The sequence below is a fragment of the Streptomyces sp. NPDC042259 genome (genome assembly GCF_055582085.1).
Map to the genome: position 1 here is coordinate 207,331 of NZ_JBVJDW010000012.1, position 16,926 is coordinate 224,256.

Below are 16,926 nucleotides of genomic sequence, written 5' to 3' on the forward strand. Positions count from 1 at the left end.
GTAAACAACGAGATAAAGCACTGCTAGTGTGCGGGGTGGAGGTAGTACGGATATGGCAACCGAGGAAGAGCTGTTCGCGAACATCGACGCTCTGCTGGAGGAGGAGCCGCAGCTCCCGCCCCCGGCGGAGCGCGCCCGGCTCCGCGAGGCAGCCGGCATCACTCAGGCCCGCCTCGCGGTCGCCTTGAAGACGTCGACACAGAGCATCAAGAACTACGAGAACGGCCGCTCCGAGCCGAAGTCGCCGCGTCTGGAGGCGTACCAGCGGCTGCTGAACGGCTGGGCGGCGAAGTATCCCGCGAACAGCCTCCCCGCCCTGGCGCCCACCCCGGCCTCCGTGCCGCAGCCGGCCCCGGCGCCGCCGCCGACGTTCACCGGCCCGTCCGTGTCCGAGACGGAGACCGCCGCGCCGGTGCAGACACCTGTTGCCGCAGTCGCGCCGGACCGGCGCCCCGCGTCCCCGCCGACATCGTCTCGCCGCCCGGCGGTAAAGAAGGTCCCGAAGAAGGCCGCGCAGCCCGCCGTCGACCCGCGCTTCCCGCACGGCCCCCTCGCCGTGCTGGACGGCGACGGCTCCGCATACGGCGTCGACGGCCTCGTGCTCGACTGCCCGGCCACCACCGTCCCGGAGCTGGTGGAGTGGACGCTGCGCCAGTCCGGTCTCGGCGCGCCGAAGCTCAACCGCTACGGCAAGGACAGCGACCCGCTGCTCGTGCTCACCGCCGCGGCCGCCGTGAAACTCGGGCTGCCGGAGCGCCTGGAGGGCCATGAGCAACGCCGCTCCCTGCGCCTGCCGGACGACCACCCGGTGGTCAAGCAGGTGACGAAGGCGAAGTGGCAGCTCACGCAGCGCGGGTTCGGGCCCTGGGCCCGCATCTACCGCAAGGCCCAGGGGCGTGAGCGGCAATGCGTGCAGCTGGCGATCCTGTCGTGGGACGCCCTCGATGAGCGGTCCTGGCCCGGCGTGGCGGAAATGGAGCCGGCCGATATCGCCCGAGTCCTCGGGGTGTACGCCCAGCGGGTCATCACCCCGCGCGGATCGACAGCCGTATCGGGCCTGGAGTTGATGACGGCGCTGCGCCCGCCGACAAAGGCCGTGCAGGACCCGGCCACCGGGAACTGGGTATCCGGCCACAACCCCGGCTCGCTGGGCACGGAGCCGATGGACCCGGCGCCGCCGGAAGCCACCCCGGAGCATCCCGTCGTCGTCCAGTCCGGCTGGACCGGCGGTTTCCTCAATGAGGAGGCGTACCAGTGGGTGCGGCAGGTGGAGACGCTCACCGATGAGGAGTGCACCCTGCCCTTCGCGGTCGGCCTGGACCTCAACACCGCCTTCCTCGCGGCCGCCTCCCGCCTCGTGGTCGGCCTGTCCGCCCCCGACCACTTCCACGCCCCGAAGTTCAACCCCAAGATCCCCGGGTCCTGGCTGGTCGACCTGTCCCACATCGAGCTGGACCCGCGTCTGCCGTCCCCGTTCACCCCCGACGGCACCCGCCCGGACGGCCCCTCCTGGTATCAGACGCACACCGTCGCCTACGCCCAGGAGCTCGGCTACAACGTCCACCCGATCGAGGCGTACCTGCGTCGCGAGACCGGCGCGTACCTGGACCCCTGGCACGACCGGCTCAAGACCGCGTACGTCGACACCCTCGCCGACCTCGGCGTCACCAAAGACCTGGACGACCGGCAGTTCCTCACGGCGATGGAGCACCACAAGCAGGCCGACCCGGCCCTGGCCGCCGTGCTCTCGGCCGTCAAAGCGACGGTGAAGGGCGGCGTGGGCAAGCTGCGCGAGCGCCCACAGGGCAGGCACTACCAGCAGGGGGAGAGGTGGCCGGCGCTGGAGCGGCCGACCTGGCGCCCCGACATCCGCGCCGCCGTCATCAGCAAGGCCCGGGTCAACATGCACCGCAAGCTGCTGAACATGTCCCGGATGACGGGCCTGTTCCCGCTCGCCGTGCTGTCCGACTGCGTCGTCTACCCGAGCCCCGGCGACAACCCGATCGACTTCCTGCCCTACGCCGCGTCCGGCAAGCCGCAGCCCGGCGGGTTCCGCCTCGGACCCACGCCCGGCCTGGCGAAGCTGGAAGGCGTGCAGTCCATGCTGTGGGCGGTCGACCTGATGGAGCAGGGCCTCAACCCCGCCCGCCACATCAAGGGCGGCGACGCCGTCCTGGACGAGGGCGAGTAACGCCGAAACCCCGACACCCGCACAGCGCCGATCCCCAGCGCCGTCCCGATGGAAGGCCGGCGCGGGCCCGAACCGCATCCGAGGAGTCACACCTATGAACACCCCCGACGCCACAGCCCCGCGGTGGCCCGTGCCCAGCGCCCCGCCCGCCCACGACCCGGCGCTGTTCGCGCGGGCGATGCGGGACATGCGCCTGACCTGGCGTGCCCGCGGCGTCCTGGCCGAACTCGCCACCGGCTACACCCCCGGACAGGCCCCCACCATCAGTGAATTGATCGCCCTCACCCGTCACGACCGCCTGGCCGCCGAGGGCCGCGAAGCCTTCCGCAAGGTGGTCGGCGAGCTGCGCGCGCTCGGCTACCTCACCCCCGACGCCACCACGGTCTCCGGCGTGGGCGAGCGCCTGATCGTCGACCTCGCTCCGGCTGTCGATGCCCGCCTCCTCCCTCAGCGTGACCACAGCCCACTCACAGACGGGAGCTGACCGGTGGGGGAGATCGAGGACGCCATCGAGCGGGCCGACCAGGAAGCGTTCACCCGGGAACCACCCAAGACGCTCAAGGCCCAGATCGGCTTCCTGCTCAAGCAGATGAAGACCGCGAAGGCCGTCGCCGAAGAACTCGGCGTCACCGCCGACTCCGTCAACCGCTACCGGCGCGGCGCGCGAAAGAACCCGCCCAAGGACATCGCCGCGAAGATCGACACCGCCGTACGGGCCCGCTGGCAGCCCCAGGTCCGCCAACGCTGGCGCAAGCAGGCCGCCACCACCGGCATCACCGTGGAGACCCGGGCCCGCTTCGGCTACACCGCGCCCATCGGCACCACCGACGACGGCCGCTTCCGCCGCCTGACCGTCCATCTCCCCGCGGCCTTCGCGCAGCGCCTGTTCGACGCTCGCGGTGAAGGCGCCAGCGATCAGAGGCTGCGCGAAATCATTGCCGAAGGATTCAAAGAAGTATATTTCCAGGACAGCGGAGTCCGCGCTGCCGGACTCTCGGAAGTCGCCATCAACGACATCGATTACATCGACCTGGGCTCCTGAAACAGGAAGTCGCTGCCTGGCTGGCTGCTGGCGATGTGACTGAGCGCTTCAGGTGGACAGGCCAGCGCTGCGCCGCGCGTACGTCATCTGTTCGCGCACGTCGCGCAGCGTTCGGGGCCGGTATGCCCCGCACCGCGAGAACGGCCTCTTCCACCTCGGCGTAGCGCACCGTGCCCCAGCCGAGTTCCTCACGCAGCGTGCGCTGAGCGTCCCCGCGGTGGTCGGCGTCTTTGACGGCGGCGGTCCGGGCGGCAGGGGCGAGAGCCGTGTTTCCGGGCAGTAGGAGGTCCGCCACGTGGTGCCGTGGATACAGAAGGGCTGGCCGGAGGGTGGGGCGACTGACCCTCACCGCACGGCCCGCTGCCCTGCCCGCGCCTCGGCACGGGCAGGGCAGCGTCATTCCACGCGCCCGACACGGGACCGGTCGGGCTGGCCGGTGACCTAATGGAAGTTGTTCGGGCCTGCGGCTCGTCAGTAGTACCGAGGCCCGGAGTCGGTGGCCCGCACGGGCTGCCCGTAACCGGACGGCTTCTTCCCCTTGTTGACCACCTCGCAGACGTACTTGGACTGGGTACCAAGGGGCGCCAGCACAGCCTTGGGGATGTTGTTGCAGAGGGCGTAGTCGATGTAGCCGCGGTAGTTGCCGTAGAGCAGGCGGGCGACGCCGTCGCGGGTGAGGATGCCCTGGTGTGGGGTCGCCTTGTACTCCACCGTGTTGAAGACGGACTTGTCGCCGATGGTCACGTCCCACTTCACCTCCAGGCCCTCGTAGGTGGTCTTGCAGGTCACCTTCGTTCCGCTCTTGGAGGAGATGTCCGCCGGGCACTCGGCAGTGATCTTGCCCGGTGCACCGGCCAACCCCTGGGTCTTGCGGCGCAACTCGTACTGCAGGTTTTCGCTGAACGGAGCATCAGCGGCCGGAGACGGCTGCAGCTTCTCGTCCGGCATGGCCGGCGGTTTCTCCAGCCTCTGCGGCAGCACGGTGACCGAGGGCTTGGGCTTGGCGCTGGCACCTCCTCCGCTGGACTCGTCGCTCCCGCACCCCGCAGCGAGCAGGCACGCCGAACCGGCTATGAACAATGACACGATCTTCGATTTCACAGCCGCCACCCTAATCAGGCCCCCCGCCTGCGCCGGACTCGGCCCACGTCGCCCACGAAAGTGAAACTCCGGGCTGTCCCGCACGGGGTTCGTTACGGCCCGGGGCGGCAGGACACGCACGCCGATTCGAGCCCGGCGGTCGGGCCGACGGCGCCGACGGCACGCAGGCCCTGGGCCAGATCACGAGCAGGGCTTCTCCGCCACCCTTCGTCGGCGACCGGCGTCGTGGCAGCGGTCATGGCGGCGGTGGTACGACTCAGGGGAGAGGATGTATTGTCCGGCTGCCCGGGCGATCTCTGGGCACAGTCGCGCCTCAGCCGTCTGTGCGATGCCGGGCGTTGACGATACTCCTGCGGGGGTTTCACGGACCGATTGCCATTACGCCGTCTGCTGAGGGTCCTTCCACGCTGTGCGTTCGGCGTAAGCGAGCCAGTCCAGATACCACTGGGCGAACGTCAAGCGCTCGGCGCCCTCGTGACGCTTGGGGGCCACGCCTTCGCCCAGGGCCTGGACGTCGTCCCACACGGTGCCCGCCTCCGGGCCGGTCACGGCGAGCACCGTGTAGTAGCCACAGCCCTGACAGCTGAGGTAGAGCGTGCCGGCGAAAAGTTCCTCGCGCAGTTCGTCGTCGCGGGCGTCCCAGGCGCGGTAGGCGGCGGAGAACTCCTCGGCACTGGTGAAGTTCTCGCCGGCTGGCTCGTTGTACTGGTGCTCGTCGAAGAGGGCGCCGACCTCCTGGGGGCGGAACGGCACGGCCAGGTCCTTCGCCCGTGCCTTGGTGCTCTCGGTGCCGGGTCGCAGGGGGAAGATGCCGTAGTCGGGGCCGGCGCCGCCGGCGCCCACCTCCACGAGGAAGGTGCGGTACTCCTCGGGCAGCCGCACACCGATCTCGTGCTCCAGTTCCTCGAGCTCGCCGGGGGTGAGCGGCGGTTGGAGTTCGAAACGGTGGCCCTGGTCGTCGAGCCAGACAGCGCCGAAGACCTCGCTCATTCTTGGGGCTGTACGCAGCGCGAGCACGCGCTCGCGCACCCCCGTCCATCTGTTCGTCACACGCCCACGCTACCCGGCGCTTTCAAGAGGAACTACACGGATGCCATCCCGCAGGACGCCCAGTCTGGTGCAGGTGCGCGCGGCACGAGGCCGGTGGTGTACCGCGCAGCCGTTCGCACGTCGACCCCCAGGCCCGGCAGCCCTCAAATGAGTGCACCGTGCGTTTCTTCTCTTCTTCGGACTCCGCCAGGGCGAGGACTGCCATGGCGAAGGAGGCGCGGGCCCGGTTCCAACCGGGGCCGCAGGAACGCCACGGCGTGGTGATACAGGGGGTCGTCCTTGCCGTCCGCTTCGCCGCCGGAGCCGTACACGGTACGGCCTGCGGTGACATCGGGGCCGCCCATGAAGCTGCCACCACCACACGGGCCGTTGAAGTAGATCGCGTCGATCCGGAAATCCCCGGCGACGGATCACGAACGGGCATGTGGGTCTGCGTGAGCGCTGCCGATACCTCACCCGGCCCTACCCTTGATTGAGCCTCCGACACATCGAAGTCACAGGTCAAAGAGCTGGTCTGCTGGCCTTCCGGGGCGCGCAGGAAGCGAGTGGTGTCGACCCCGACGACGCGGCATCCCAGTACCTCGCCAATCCACGGCACGTGCGCCGGGCCGAGAAGCGGCTTGTGAAAGCGCAGGGGGCCCTCTCGCGGACCCAGAAGGGTTCGGCCCGCCGGGGGAAGGCGAAGCGGCGGGTCGGCCGGCTGCATCACGAGGTGGCGGTGCGCCGCGACAGTGCTCTGCATCTGGTGACGAAACGGCTCGTCACCCGGTTCGCGGTGGTGGCCGTGGAGGACCTGAACATCGCTGGGATGACGCGCTCGGCCCGCGGCACGAAGGACGCACCGGGCAAGCGCGTGCGGCAGAAGACGGGGCTCAACCGCGCCGTTTTGGACGCCGCGCCGGGCGAGCTTCGGCGGCAGCTCGGCTACAAGACCTACTGGTATGGGGCGAAGCTGGCGGTCCTGGGCCGCTGGTGGCCCTCAAGCAAGACCTGTTCCGGCTGCGGATGGCAAAACCCACGCCTCACGCTCGCGGACAGGACATTCCACTGCGGCACCTGCGGGATACGACCGCTTTGAAGATGCACAGATCGACTGTTGAAGAGTCAACAATGAAATTTTTGTTACACCGACCCTTTGGCTTGATCGCGTGCTGAAAATCAGCCGACATGTATCCGGTTTCCGGATAGCCGCGAACGCGACTGCCGATACCTTCTGGGTAACCAGGACAATCGCGGCACGGAGAAACGGAATGTGATCTGCGCAACCCACGAAGGTCAGCCACAGGCGATGCCTCAACACGTATACGCGCCACGGGCGTATGAACATCCCGCAGGCGTAACTCGCCTTTACCGGTGGCATCCTGAAGTGCTATGGCCACTCAGCTCATGGGCTTCATAGCCGCATCACTCGCCATCATCGTGGTCCCCGGCCCCGACCTTGTATTGCTGCTGCGCAACGCCGTGATAGCCGGCCGCCGCGGCGCGGGAGCCACCGCCGCCGGCATCATGCTCGGCAACGCCGTCCTGGCAACCGCCGCGGTGGCCGGCCTGACCGCCCTGCTCACCAGCTCCCAGATGCTCTACACAACCATCCGCGCCGCCGGCGCCGTCTACCTCGCTTACCTCGGTGTACGCGCCCTGATCGACTTCTTCCGTCACCACAGGCAGCACAGCCGACGTCGGCGCCCGCCGACCACCAGAACCACCCCACCGCCAAGGCCTTTCGCCAAGGCCTGGTCAGCAACCTGCTCAACCCCAAGGTGGCCGCCTTCTACCTCTCCCTCTTCCCGCAGTTCGCCCTGCCGGGCATGCCCGCCCTCACCCAGCACATCGTCCTGGCCGGCCTCTTCTGGGCACTCGCCCTGCTCTGGTATGCCGTGGTCGTCACTGTTCTCGGCCGCATCCAGACCCTGCTGCGCCGCCGCCGTGTCGAGCGCGGCATCACCGGGGTCTCCGGGGTAGTCCTGGTCAGCCTCGGCGCGGCACTGGCCTTCCGCGACTGACACGGCGGAGAACCTCGCCCGGGCCCATCGCGTCGAAGACGCCCTCTGGTGAAGCGCCCAGAACGTCTGCGCGCCTGGGCAGCAGGTGCGTGGACGGCGGCACCCAGCCAGGGCGGGTATCGAGTCGTGATCAAGCGGTTCGTGTGAGGTCCTTGATCCAGGTCACGAGCTCGCCGCCCGCCCGCTGAACGACGACGCCACCCGGGCGGTAATCGCATGACCGAGCCGAGTGGTGTCGACCGCGCGCCGGGCCCTGGTCGCTGCCCGGGAAGCGGCGAAGAAGAACGGCGCCCGTACAGCGAAGCAGAAGCGGCGCACCGGCAGGTTGTACGGCGGGACGGGCGCGAGCCGCTCGGGCTCGGTGCGGCGATCGGCATGATGGTGACCGAGCGCGGCCTGGTCGCCCCGGTCGTCGGCGGCAGCGTCCTCGCCCAGTTCGACGACATGCTCGCCGCGGCCGCGCCCGAGCTCGCCGGTCACGTCCAGGCGGTGAAGTTCGACACGGACACCGGCCGCCTGGACGTGGCCTCCGACTTCTCTGAACTACTGAGCATTTTCAGCGGTATCTCTCCAAGATGAGGACGGCTTTGGTCGCGGCGGTGAGCCAGGTGGGGCTGCAGCGTGATAGCGGGGGACACTGATTACGGCAGGTCACGGTGTTCCGTTGGCCCCGTTCGCGCAAGGGCTGCCGGAGCCGAAGGTCCCGCCGGTCCCGCCAACGCCGCCGTGGAAGAGGAGGCCCCCGGTGGCGTTGCCGCCGGCGCCGCCGATACCGCAAGCGCCATCGGCACTGGCGCCCGACTTGGCGCCGCCGTTGCCCCCGGCGCCGCCATTGCCGCCGAAGTTGATGATGCCTCCGGAGCTCAGGCCCCCCGCCCCGCCGATGCCTGCGGCGCCGCCCGGGTAAGCGCCGCCGGAGCTGCCGTTGCCGCCGTTTCCGGCCCTCCCCCCCTGGCCGCCGTTACTGGAACTGTTGATGCCGCCGCCACCACCGTTACCGCCCGCGCCACCGCCGTGGCCGATGCCGCCGTTGCCCGCGTTACCGCCCGCACCACCGTCGGATCCCCCGGTGCCGCCGATGCCGCCGCGGCCACCTATGCCGGCGTTGGCACCGGAGGTGCCGCCGGAGCCGCCAACGCCACCCGCACCCCCGTGGGTGCCAACCCCGCCTGCTCCGCCAGAGCCGCCGGCACCGGTCAGGCCGCCGACCGCACCGTTGCCGCCGTTGCCGCCCGCGGCGCCGTTGGGGCCGGCGCTGCCGCCGAGAGCACCCGCCCCGCCGGAACCGCCGCCGAGGCCGGCACCGCCGTTACCGCCCGCACCGCCGACCCCACCGAGGACACCGTTGCCGCCGGGACCCCCGGCGCCGCCGGCGCAGTCCCCGGTTCCGGTCGCGGGTCCGCCCGTGGTGCCGGGAAAGCCGTTGGGATGGGAGGAGTTGCCGTTGGCACCGGCGACGCCCGCGGTGCCGGCGGTGCAGGCGAGGGCGGAGGCACCGGCCGACGCCGAAGCCAGGGCAGGGGCGACGGTGATACCGGCCACAGCGATCATGGAGACCAGGAGAGTCCGGGGAAGAGCAGTGGTGCGCATGAAGCGCATGAGGGAACCTCTCGAAGTGCGCGGCCGCAGATGCTCCACGGCCAACACCCACAACCTACGCACAACACACCACCCCAATATTGCACCCAATGATCCAATAGCTCAAAACAGGCCTTTTAAGCAAAATTTGGCCTTAAGGCACGTTCTAGGTTCGGAACAGGTGGTGGGGCGGAGGCTCCGAAGCCAGATGATCGATCCACGTAGGTGGAGCCCGGCGAGGTAGCTGGTGGGTGGTTTGTCGTACTAGATGAATTGCTGAAGGGGCTCCTCACCAAGGACGGCGCGGCCGGTGATCCTCTCGAAGGTAGGGACGCCGGGCGGGGTTGCCACCGGCGATGGCATAGGTAGGAATGTCGGAGACGACGACCGAACCGGAGGCGATGACCGCGCCGTCGCCGATCGTCACGCCAGGCAAGACGATGCTGTCGTAGCCGATCCACACGTCGTTGCCCACCACGGTGTCGCCACGGCTGGGAATGTCGGTGATCAGGTCCATCGCCCCGGCCCACCCGCCGCCGAAGATCGGGAACGGGTAGGTAGACACGCCGCTCATCCGGTGGTTGGCCTTGCTCATGATGAACCGCACCCCGGCGGCGAACGCGCAGTACCGGCCGATCAGCAGGCGCTCCGGCCCGTAGTGGTATAGCACGTTCTCCTGCTCGAAGGCCTTCCGCTCGCCCGGGTCGTCGTAGTAGCTGTACTCGCCCACCTCGGTGAACGGCGAGGTCACCAGCGGTCTGAGGAACACTGCCCGCGGATGGCCCGGCATCGGATGCAGACACATCGGATCCGGCGCCCCCGCCTCCACACCGTCATCCATGCCCATCCGTCCTTCCATGCCTGTCATGCGGAGTGGAAAATGAGGATCATGAACTACGGTGTGACGGCCCCAGCCCGGATTGGTCAGACGCTGCTTCCCGGCGGCCGGCGCTTGGCCTGGGCCGAGTGGGGGCCGGAGGACGGCACGGCGGTGTTGCTGTGCCCGGGAGCTGCGACCAGCCGCTCGCTCGGTTTCGCGGGCGATCTGGTCGACGAGCTCGGGATCCGGCTTGTCAGCGTGGACCGCCCCGGCCTGGGCGCCTCTGACCCCGACCCCGATCGGACCCTGTCGAGCTGGACAACCGACCTCCGCCACCTCGCGGAGGTCCGAAAGCTCGACGCGCCGATGGCGGTGGGTTTCTCCCAGGGCGCACCGTTCGCCCTCTCCCTGGCCGCGGACGGCGTCGTGAGCGCCGTGGCCGTGGTCTCCGGCAGCGACGAACTGGCCCACCCCTGCCTCAGCTCATTGTTGGAACCGCAGGTCAAGGCCATGGTGGACGCGGTCGCCTCCGGCCCCGAGCATGCGGCCGCGTCCTTCGCCGAGTTCGGCAGCCCCGACCGGCTTTGGGAACTGATCACGGCAACGGTCGGCGAGACGGACCGCGCCGTCTACACCGATCCCGTCTTCCAGCCCGCCTTGCAGCGCGCGATGCGGGAAGCCTTCGCCCAGGGACCGGACGGCTACGCCCGTGACACCGTGCTGGCCATGGGCCGCTGGCCCTTCGACGTCGAGCGCATCACCGTCCCGGCCGGCCTCTGGTACGGGCAGCAGGACACCAGCCCGGTCCACTCACCCGACCACGGCGCCACCCTGGCCCACCGCATCCCCACCGCCACCCTGCACCTGCTCCCCGACGCCGCGGGCAGCCTCCTGTGGACACACGCCGACACCGTCCTCCGTACCCTGCTCCGCAGCCGGGAGGCACACCGACCGTCGAGGACCGAACCCCCCGTCGAGCAGGTCTGAGCAGTGGCCGTGCCGCCTGAGGTCGTATCCGACACTGGTGTGGTGGATCAGCTTGAGCAGACCGTTGGACTCGTCCGCGACGTCGTGGGACCAGAGCTCCTGGGAACGTACCTCCACGGCTCCGCCGTGCTCGGGGGCCTCGCCCCGGCCAGCGACCTCGACGTCCTGGCCGTCACCCGGCGCAGTCTCGACGAGCCGACGCGGCGTGCGCTTACCCAGGGCCTGCTTGCAATCTCCGGCCTCACTCCCACTGTCCGGCCGATCGAACTCACCGTCGTCGTCCAGTCCCAGGTCCGCCCCTGGCGGTTCCCGCCGACCGGAGACTTCCTCTACGGCGAATGGCTGCGCGACGAACTCCGGACTGGCGAGCCGCCGCAGCCCGGCCCCATGCCGGACCTGGCCCTGGTCCTCACCGTAACTCTGTCAGGCAACCATCCCCTGACCGGGCCGCCTCCCGCCAAGCTCCTCGACCCGGTACCGCATGCCGACCTCGTCCGGGCGAGTGTCGCAGGCATCCCCGAACTCCTGGTTGAACTGGACGACGACACCCGCAACGTCCTGCTGACCCTCGCCCGCATCTGGACCACCCTCGCCACCGGCGAGATCAAGACCAAGGACGAAGCCGCCAGCTGGGCCCTTGCCCACCTCCCTCCGGAACACCGCCCCGCCCTGGAACACGCACGGAAGCTGTACCTCACCTGCCACTACCAGGACGAGGTCTGGAGCGACAGGGTGAAGGCCCAGGTTCGCCCGCTCATAGACGAGGTGCTCACCCGGATCGACCGCCTGCACCGACAGGGATGAGTACCCGGTCCCACGATAGGCAGATGGCGATCAGTGTCGGAAAACGAAGGCACCCTCAAGTGATCAATGCACCGCTGCGGCACGGGGTGGAGCGGAACGATATCCATGTCGACACTGCGAGTGGCGCGAAGGCGTCCCGTCCGAAGCTCGACCTCGTGCTGCAGTTGCTGCGGCCCGGCGGCCCCCTGAAGATCACCCGGCTCGACCGCCTCTCCCGCTCCGTCCTCCACCTCGTCACCCTCGGCGCCGACCTGCGCGAGCGAGGCATCGGGCTGTACGTGATTGAGCAGGGCATCGAGACCTCCACGGTGGAGGGCCGGGCCATGTGCGGAATGCTGTCGGTACTGGCAGAGCTCCAGCGCGAGCTCATCGTGGCGAACACGCTGGACGGCCTCGCCGCCTCGCCGCCGCGCGGGCGCAAGGGCGGCCGGTGCCCCAGGCTCACCGAGGACCGTGCCGCGCTCGCCCAGCAGCTCTACGACGCGCGGGAGAAGACCGTTCAGCAGATCGCCGACCTGTTCGGGGTACCCCGTTCCACGGTCTACGGCCACCTAGACCGCGAGAAGACCGTGCCCCGGCAGCCCAAAGGTACCGCGCCTGCGAAGCCCTGACCGCTACCTTGCGGCCGGGGTCAGGGATAGGACTCCGGGGCCGTCATCGTCTGTCCCACGGATCCGTACCCGTTCTGCTATGGGCATACGGTGACGCTCGTCTTGCGGATCTGTATCACACCATCCGTGCGGTGTGTCGGATCAACTGCGGGGCTGGGGGGCCAGGTCGAGAGCATGGCTCAGGATGTTAATCAGCCGTCATCGCTGAACCGGACATCGAAGAGGTGCCACCTGTCCGCGACCTGGACGGCCTGCGGGGCGCCGGCGGCGGCTCCCTCGGCGAAGAACGGCGCCCGGTCCCGGCACACGACTTCGATGCCCGGCCGGTCGGCGAGCCAGGCCGCCAGGCTGGATGCTTCCCTGTCCGGTAGCAGGTCGACAGCACCTCGATGTCCGCGACCAACGGGAACAACAGCTCCTTCAGCCAGAGCACGACCTCTTCCACGGCCCCGAACTCTCGGCCCAGCCACCTTGTCCACGGACCATTTTCGGGCGACTTTGCGTACGGCACGAAAGGACCCGACTGTTGCTCAGCGTGACCGTGTCACAGGAGTTGAGCCAGAGCCCGTTCTCATGGACAAAGCCACCTGTTGTCCTCTGTCATCCAATGGAGCCCCTTGACAGGGATTCGGCCCGGAGACGTTCTGCGTCAGCGAATCTAGCCCGAGGGCCGGGCGCGCCCTGGCCCGAGCCGGCACGGGCCGTCATCCCGCAGTAAGACGCCTCCTGCACCCGTCTGGCTCCTCCTTAAGCTCAGTAAACCGCCGCGCCACGGGCCGCCTTTCTGGACGGCGCGTGGCACGGGCGGGCGGAAGGGGCTCGGAGGCTTACGCCGGTACAGGCGCCGGCTCCGGGCGCAGCGCCGCGAGCGGAGAGCACCAGCCCTTATCCACCGTGCGCAGCTGCTCCCAGTCGACCTCGGGGTGGGCGGGGATGACCGTGTCGACGGACGCCGTGGTGTAGAGCGCGGCGTCGACGGCCCCGGCCCGGCTGGTGCCGAAGCGGACCTCGATCGACTGCGGGGAGCGGACCCATCTGAGCCGGACCATGTGGTTGAAGTCGGCACGTCGCATCCGGAGCCGGGCGGCGGCCTGCTCCGGTCCGAGTGGGGTGTCGGCGGCGACCAGGCCCGCCAGGTCCTCACGCCGGCAGACCTCCGCCACCTGACCAGGGTGGTGCAGCGTTCCGTCCGGAGTGGCGCTCAGATCGACCAGGAGGCAGCGGTCGATGAGCTGGCGCACCACGCGCCGAGTTGCGGCTGTTTCCGCGCAGCTCATCGTCGGGTCGGGTGCGCTGAGGCATTTCGGTACAGTGCCTGTGGGCTGACTGTCTGGTCGGCGCCTCCCGGGGATGAGCGAGACGAGGGTTATGCCGAAGCAATCGAGTCCGCCTGCGATAGCACCGAGCGGGTCTGTGGCCGCGTCGGCCGAGGCGGCACGGTTGGCGGCGGTGCGCCGTTACGACATTCTCGACACGCCTCCGGACGGCGCCTACGACCGAGTCGCAGCGCTGGCGGCGCGCCTGTTCGAGGTGCCGGTGGCAACGGTGACCATCGTGGACGAGGACCGGATCTGGTTCAAAGCCACACACGGCCTGGAAGGCGTCACCGAGATCGGCCGCGACCCGGGCCTGTGCGCCTCGGCGGTCCTGACCGATGACACCACCGTCATCCCCGACACCCTGCTCGACCCGGTCGCCTGTTCCAACCCGCTGGTCGCCGGCCCGATGGGGGTGCGGTTCTACGCGGCTGCTCCGATCATCACCGCCGACGGGTACCGGCTGGGCACGGTCAACGTCCTCGACACCCGCCCCCGCGAGATCAGCGAGGCGGATTCGGCCACGCTCGCGGACCTGGCGGCGGTGGTGCGCGACCAGCTTGAGCTGCGGCTGTCGGCGTTGCACGTGGTGCGCGCCGAGCAGGAGCGCCGCAAGGTCGAGCAGGAGAAGCGCCAGGCGGAGGAAGAGGCCCGGCAGCGCGCGGAGCGGGACAAGGCGGCCATCGCCGCGTTCGCCTCCACCCTGCAGCGCACCCTGGTGCCTCCCGCGTTGCCCGCGGTACCGGGACTGGAACTGGCCTGCCACTACAAGACCGCCTCCCCGCAGGAAGTGGGCGGCGACTTCTACGACGTCTTCCCTGTCGGCGGGGACCGGTGGGCGTTCTTCCTGGGCGATGTGTGCGGCAAGGGCGCCGAAGCCGCCTCGGTCACCTCACTGACCCGCTACACGCTGCGGGCCGCAGCCCTCGTCGACGCGGACCCGACGGCCGCGCTGAATGCGCTGAACACGGCGCTGCTGCTGGACGCGGCGGTTGGTACCCGCTTCTGCACCGCCGTCTTCGGCCTGCTCGATCCCGCCGAGGACGGCGGTTTCACGGTCACACTGGCCACCGGCGGCCACCCGCCCGCCTACCACCTCAGCCCCGCCGAGGACGGCGGTGTGCAGGTCGATGCGGTCCACGCCAAGGGCGGGATGCTGGTCGGCGCGTTCGCCGAGGCCTCCTTCGCCTCGCGCACCCTGCACTTGGCACCCGGCGAGGGACTACTGCTGTACACCGACGGTCTGACCGAGGCACGCACTGCCGATGGCCACATGCTCGCCGACACGGGCCTGCTCGACTTCCTGGCCCGGCGGCCGGCGCCGGTCAGTGCCGGCTCCCTGATCGGCGACACCGTCGCACTCCTGGACACCCTCCCCGACAGTGAACGCGACGACGTGGCGCTGCTGGCCCTGTCCGTCCCCACCCTCGATGACGCTCCCGCCGGTATCACCACCACCGTTCACAGCGCCGCCGCCCCGACCACCGACGTCTCCGTCGGGCAGGAGAACCGACGCCCATGACCGACGCATTCCACATCGATGTCCCGCACACCGACGGCACGCTGGCCGTGATCGCACTGTCCGGCGAATTCGACGTCACCACCGCACCCGCCGTGCGGGCCCGCGCCCTGGAACTCATCGCGGCCCGACACCCCGACCTGGTCGCCGACCTGTCGGGCGTCACCTTCTGCGACTCCTCAGGGCTGGGCGCCCTCGTCGGCATATGGCGTTGCGCCAAGGACGCCGACGGCTCGCTGACCCTGGCGGCCATCCCCGACCGGCTGAGCCGCCTGCTCAGCGTCACCGGGATGGACACCTTCCTGCCCACCTTTCCCAGCGCCGACGCCGCGCTTGCCGCACGCCAAAGCAACCGCACCACCGCCTGAAACCCCTCGCGCGGCAGAGCGGCGCCAACGGCTGGCTGGCTGCGCCACATCCGTGGCCGTGGCTCGGCTGCCGGATGTCGTGGCAGCACCGGACCCCGGGCCTCCAAGAAGCCCGGGGTCCGGTCGCGGCGCTGGAGCGGTCAGGGGCTGGCGCTGCGCCGGAAGACGGGGCAGATGCTCATGTGAAGATTGATGCCGGGGGCCTGGGACGCAAGCTGGGCCCGGAGGTTGCTCCGTGCCTGGTCACCGGCCCATCAAACAGGCCCCGGAAGCGGTTCCCGGACACCGACCCGCGCCTGGCGATCCGCCCGGCGCACACCGCCGCCCGAGGCTCCCACGGGCGGCGGGGCGGACAGTCGGTCAGTACGCAAGGTGGAAGCCGGCGCCGACTCCACCGTTGGCGTTCATCTCGTCGATGATGCTCAGGATGGGCGAGCTGTGCTGGGCGCCCCAAGCGTTGCCGACCAGTGTCTGTCCGACGACGACCGGGGAACCGGAGTCGCCGCCGTTGGTCCAGATGAGATGGGTGAACCACATGTTGTGGGTGCCCAGTTTGATACCACAGGTGAGGCCGGTGCGGTGGCCTTGCTTGCACATGCGGACCCCGTTGGCGGGCGGGGCTCCGATCGATGAGATGGTCACCTCGCCGACGGTGCTGGTGGGAGCGACTCTGGTCTCGTCCAGCAGGATCACCGCGTAGTCAAGGCCTTTAGGGCCGCTGTTGAGAAGGTTGTTGGGCGTGCTGACGTACGTCACCGTGCCGATGGGCCCGGTCTCCAGATCGGGGCGGGTGTTGGGAATCGGCGCCGGGGCCTGTGCTGTTCCCGCGGGCGAGGCGTCCCGGTAGACCTTTTCCCCGACGAGCTTGTTGCCCTTGTCGTCGATGAAGCAGTGTGCATTGGTCAACGCCACCAGATTGCCGGCGTTGTCGCGGCCTACCGCGGTGAGGGTGCAGATGAACAGGCTCGTGGGCGTCTCCGGGCTTGGACTCATCCGGAAGACGATCCCGGTGCCGCCGCCGACGGGGGTGCGCGTGTCCGTACGGGAATCCGCACTCGCGGACGGAACCGCGCTGATGGACATGGCCGCCGCGAGGACGGCGAGGCCGAGGGCGCGTATCGCTCGTAACATGTGATGACTCCTGTATAGGGCCGGTGTTCTGGTGCGGGGCGGGTTGCGGGGTGTGGAGGGGACCGTATGCGCCTGAAAACTGCATACGGCCAGGTCGGCAGCGGTGCCGGCGGTCGCGCCGACGGGCCTTCAGGTGACCGTCGCACTGGCCGGTGCCGACGGAGAGGCTCCGGGAGTTCATGGCGTCACCCGCATAGACGGCTGCGCCCGGGCCTGCGCCGACTGGAACGTCTTCACGGCCGCCGGCATGCCGGCGTGGGGATCGGGCGGTCGCGGGCGCGGTCTGCGCCGCCGAAGGGAGCACGACCAGCACCGCGCACGCCGCGCCGAGTGCTGCGGCCGCCAGTCCTGCGCGGCCGGACTCGCTTGCCATGCCTCCTCCTTGGGACGATTGGGCGAGCCGAT

The 16,926-nt window shown here is 69.6% G+C and carries 16 protein-coding genes and 3 pseudogenes; 12 read left to right on the forward strand and 7 right to left on the reverse strand.

Annotated features, from left to right (window positions below):
* The first annotated feature begins 52 nt into the window (after window positions 1-52).
* The 3 genes from tap to tpg all read left to right on the forward strand — a co-directional run bounded on the left by tap (window position 53) and on the right by tpg (window position 3,233).
* Window positions 53-2,191: a telomere-associated protein Tap gene (tap, locus tag ACZ6MA_RS28115; RefSeq protein WP_469436999.1), complete on the forward strand. Its 2,139-nt coding sequence runs from the start codon at window positions 53-55 to the stop codon at window positions 2,189-2,191.
* 94 nt (window positions 2,192-2,285) lie between these two features.
* Complete coding sequence (locus ACZ6MA_RS28120) at window positions 2,286-2,675, forward strand: hypothetical protein (RefSeq protein WP_469437000.1); 390 nt, start codon at window positions 2,286-2,288, stop codon at window positions 2,673-2,675.
* 3 nt (window positions 2,676-2,678) lie between these two features.
* Entirely contained in the window at window positions 2,679-3,233 is a 555-nt protein-coding gene (gene tpg / locus ACZ6MA_RS28125) for a telomere-protecting terminal protein Tpg (RefSeq protein WP_469437001.1), read from the forward strand.
* 471 nt (window positions 3,234-3,704) lie between these two features.
* Here the strand turns inward: tpg and ACZ6MA_RS28130 are convergent, their stop codons facing one another.
* Together ACZ6MA_RS28130 and ACZ6MA_RS28135 are read right to left on the reverse strand one after the other, a co-directional pair.
* Window positions 3,705-4,334 carry a hypothetical protein gene (locus ACZ6MA_RS28130; RefSeq protein ID WP_469437003.1) on the reverse strand — a complete coding sequence of 210 codons (630 nt, stop codon included), beginning with the start codon at window positions 4,332-4,334 and terminating at the stop codon, window positions 3,705-3,707.
* A 378-nt stretch (window positions 4,335-4,712) separates the two neighbouring features.
* Window positions 4,713-5,384: an SMI1/KNR4 family protein gene (locus ACZ6MA_RS28135; protein ID WP_469437005.1), complete on the reverse strand. Its 672-nt coding sequence runs from the start codon at window positions 5,382-5,384 to the stop codon at window positions 4,713-4,715.
* 472 nt (window positions 5,385-5,856) lie between these two features.
* Here ACZ6MA_RS28135 and ACZ6MA_RS28140 point away from each other — a divergent pair, with 472 nt between their 5' ends.
* The 4 genes and pseudogenes from ACZ6MA_RS28140 to ACZ6MA_RS28155 all read left to right on the forward strand — a co-directional run bounded on the left by ACZ6MA_RS28140 (window position 5,857) and on the right by ACZ6MA_RS28155 (window position 7,966).
* Window positions 5,857-6,462 carry an RNA-guided endonuclease InsQ/TnpB family protein gene (locus tag ACZ6MA_RS28140; protein WP_469437006.1) on the forward strand — a complete coding sequence of 202 codons (606 nt, stop codon included), beginning with the start codon at window positions 5,857-5,859 and terminating at the stop codon, window positions 6,460-6,462.
* Window positions 6,463-6,770: 308 nt separating this feature from the next.
* Window positions 6,771-6,983: pseudogene (locus ACZ6MA_RS28145) on the forward strand (LysE family transporter); the annotation flags it as partial.
* An 89-nt stretch (window positions 6,984-7,072) separates the two neighbouring features.
* A pseudogene (locus ACZ6MA_RS28150) lies at window positions 7,073-7,387 on the forward strand (LysE family translocator); the annotation flags it as partial.
* 216 nt (window positions 7,388-7,603) lie between these two features.
* Window positions 7,604-7,966 carry a hypothetical protein gene (locus ACZ6MA_RS28155; protein ID WP_469437008.1) on the forward strand — a complete coding sequence of 121 codons (363 nt, stop codon included), beginning with the start codon at window positions 7,604-7,606 and terminating at the stop codon, window positions 7,964-7,966.
* A 72-nt stretch (window positions 7,967-8,038) separates the two neighbouring features.
* Here the strand turns inward: ACZ6MA_RS28155 and ACZ6MA_RS28160 are convergent, their stop codons facing one another.
* Window positions 8,039-8,929 carry a hypothetical protein gene (locus ACZ6MA_RS28160; protein ID WP_469437009.1) on the reverse strand — a complete coding sequence of 297 codons (891 nt, stop codon included), beginning with the start codon at window positions 8,927-8,929 and terminating at the stop codon, window positions 8,039-8,041.
* 325 nt (window positions 8,930-9,254) lie between these two features.
* Window positions 9,255-9,806 carry a CatB-related O-acetyltransferase gene (locus ACZ6MA_RS28165; RefSeq protein WP_469437010.1) on the reverse strand — a complete coding sequence of 184 codons (552 nt, stop codon included), beginning with the start codon at window positions 9,804-9,806 and terminating at the stop codon, window positions 9,255-9,257.
* A gap of 48 nt (window positions 9,807-9,854) precedes the next feature.
* On the opposite strand from ACZ6MA_RS28165, the gene ACZ6MA_RS28170 reads away from it, so the two are divergent.
* The 3 genes from ACZ6MA_RS28170 to ACZ6MA_RS28180 are packed head-to-tail and all read left to right on the forward strand — an operon-like array spanning window position 9,855 to window position 12,187.
* Window positions 9,855-10,772, forward strand: a complete 918-nt coding sequence (locus ACZ6MA_RS28170; RefSeq protein WP_469437011.1) for an alpha/beta fold hydrolase — start codon at window positions 9,855-9,857, stop codon at window positions 10,770-10,772.
* Between the two features lie 42 nt (window positions 10,773-10,814).
* On the forward strand, window positions 10,815-11,576 hold the full coding sequence (locus tag ACZ6MA_RS28175; RefSeq protein WP_469437012.1) for an aminoglycoside adenylyltransferase family protein: 762 nt from the start codon (window positions 10,815-10,817) through the stop codon (window positions 11,574-11,576).
* Window positions 11,577-11,635: 59 nt separating this feature from the next.
* Window positions 11,636-12,187 carry a recombinase family protein gene (locus ACZ6MA_RS28180; RefSeq protein ID WP_469437014.1) on the forward strand — a complete coding sequence of 184 codons (552 nt, stop codon included), beginning with the start codon at window positions 11,636-11,638 and terminating at the stop codon, window positions 12,185-12,187.
* A 221-nt stretch (window positions 12,188-12,408) separates the two neighbouring features.
* Here ACZ6MA_RS28180 and ACZ6MA_RS28185 read toward each other — a convergent pair.
* Window positions 12,409-12,576 (reverse strand): annotated as a pseudogene (locus ACZ6MA_RS28185) (transposase); the annotation flags it as partial.
* A 438-nt stretch (window positions 12,577-13,014) separates the two neighbouring features.
* On the reverse strand, window positions 13,015-13,431 hold the full coding sequence (locus ACZ6MA_RS28190; RefSeq protein WP_469437016.1) for a hypothetical protein: 417 nt from the start codon (window positions 13,429-13,431) through the stop codon (window positions 13,015-13,017).
* A gap of 205 nt (window positions 13,432-13,636) precedes the next feature.
* On the opposite strand from ACZ6MA_RS28190, the gene ACZ6MA_RS28195 reads away from it, so the two are divergent.
* Both ACZ6MA_RS28195 and ACZ6MA_RS28200 read left to right on the forward strand, forming a co-directional pair.
* Entirely contained in the window at window positions 13,637-15,025 is a 1,389-nt protein-coding gene (locus tag ACZ6MA_RS28195) for a PP2C family protein-serine/threonine phosphatase (protein WP_469437017.1), read from the forward strand.
* The gene (locus ACZ6MA_RS28200; protein ID WP_469437019.1) at window positions 15,022-15,390 is read left to right on the forward strand and encodes an STAS domain-containing protein; all 369 of its coding nucleotides are present in this window, start codon (window positions 15,022-15,024) and stop codon (window positions 15,388-15,390) included. The genes ACZ6MA_RS28195 and ACZ6MA_RS28200 overlap by 4 nt, the downstream gene beginning before the upstream one ends.
* A gap of 360 nt (window positions 15,391-15,750) precedes the next feature.
* Here the strand turns inward: ACZ6MA_RS28200 and ACZ6MA_RS28205 are convergent, their stop codons facing one another.
* Window positions 15,751-16,521 (reverse strand): chymotrypsin family serine protease, encoded by a 771-nt coding sequence (locus tag ACZ6MA_RS28205; RefSeq protein WP_469437021.1) that lies wholly within the window; start codon window positions 16,519-16,521, stop codon window positions 15,751-15,753.
* Between the last annotated feature and the right edge of the window lie 405 nt (window positions 16,522-16,926).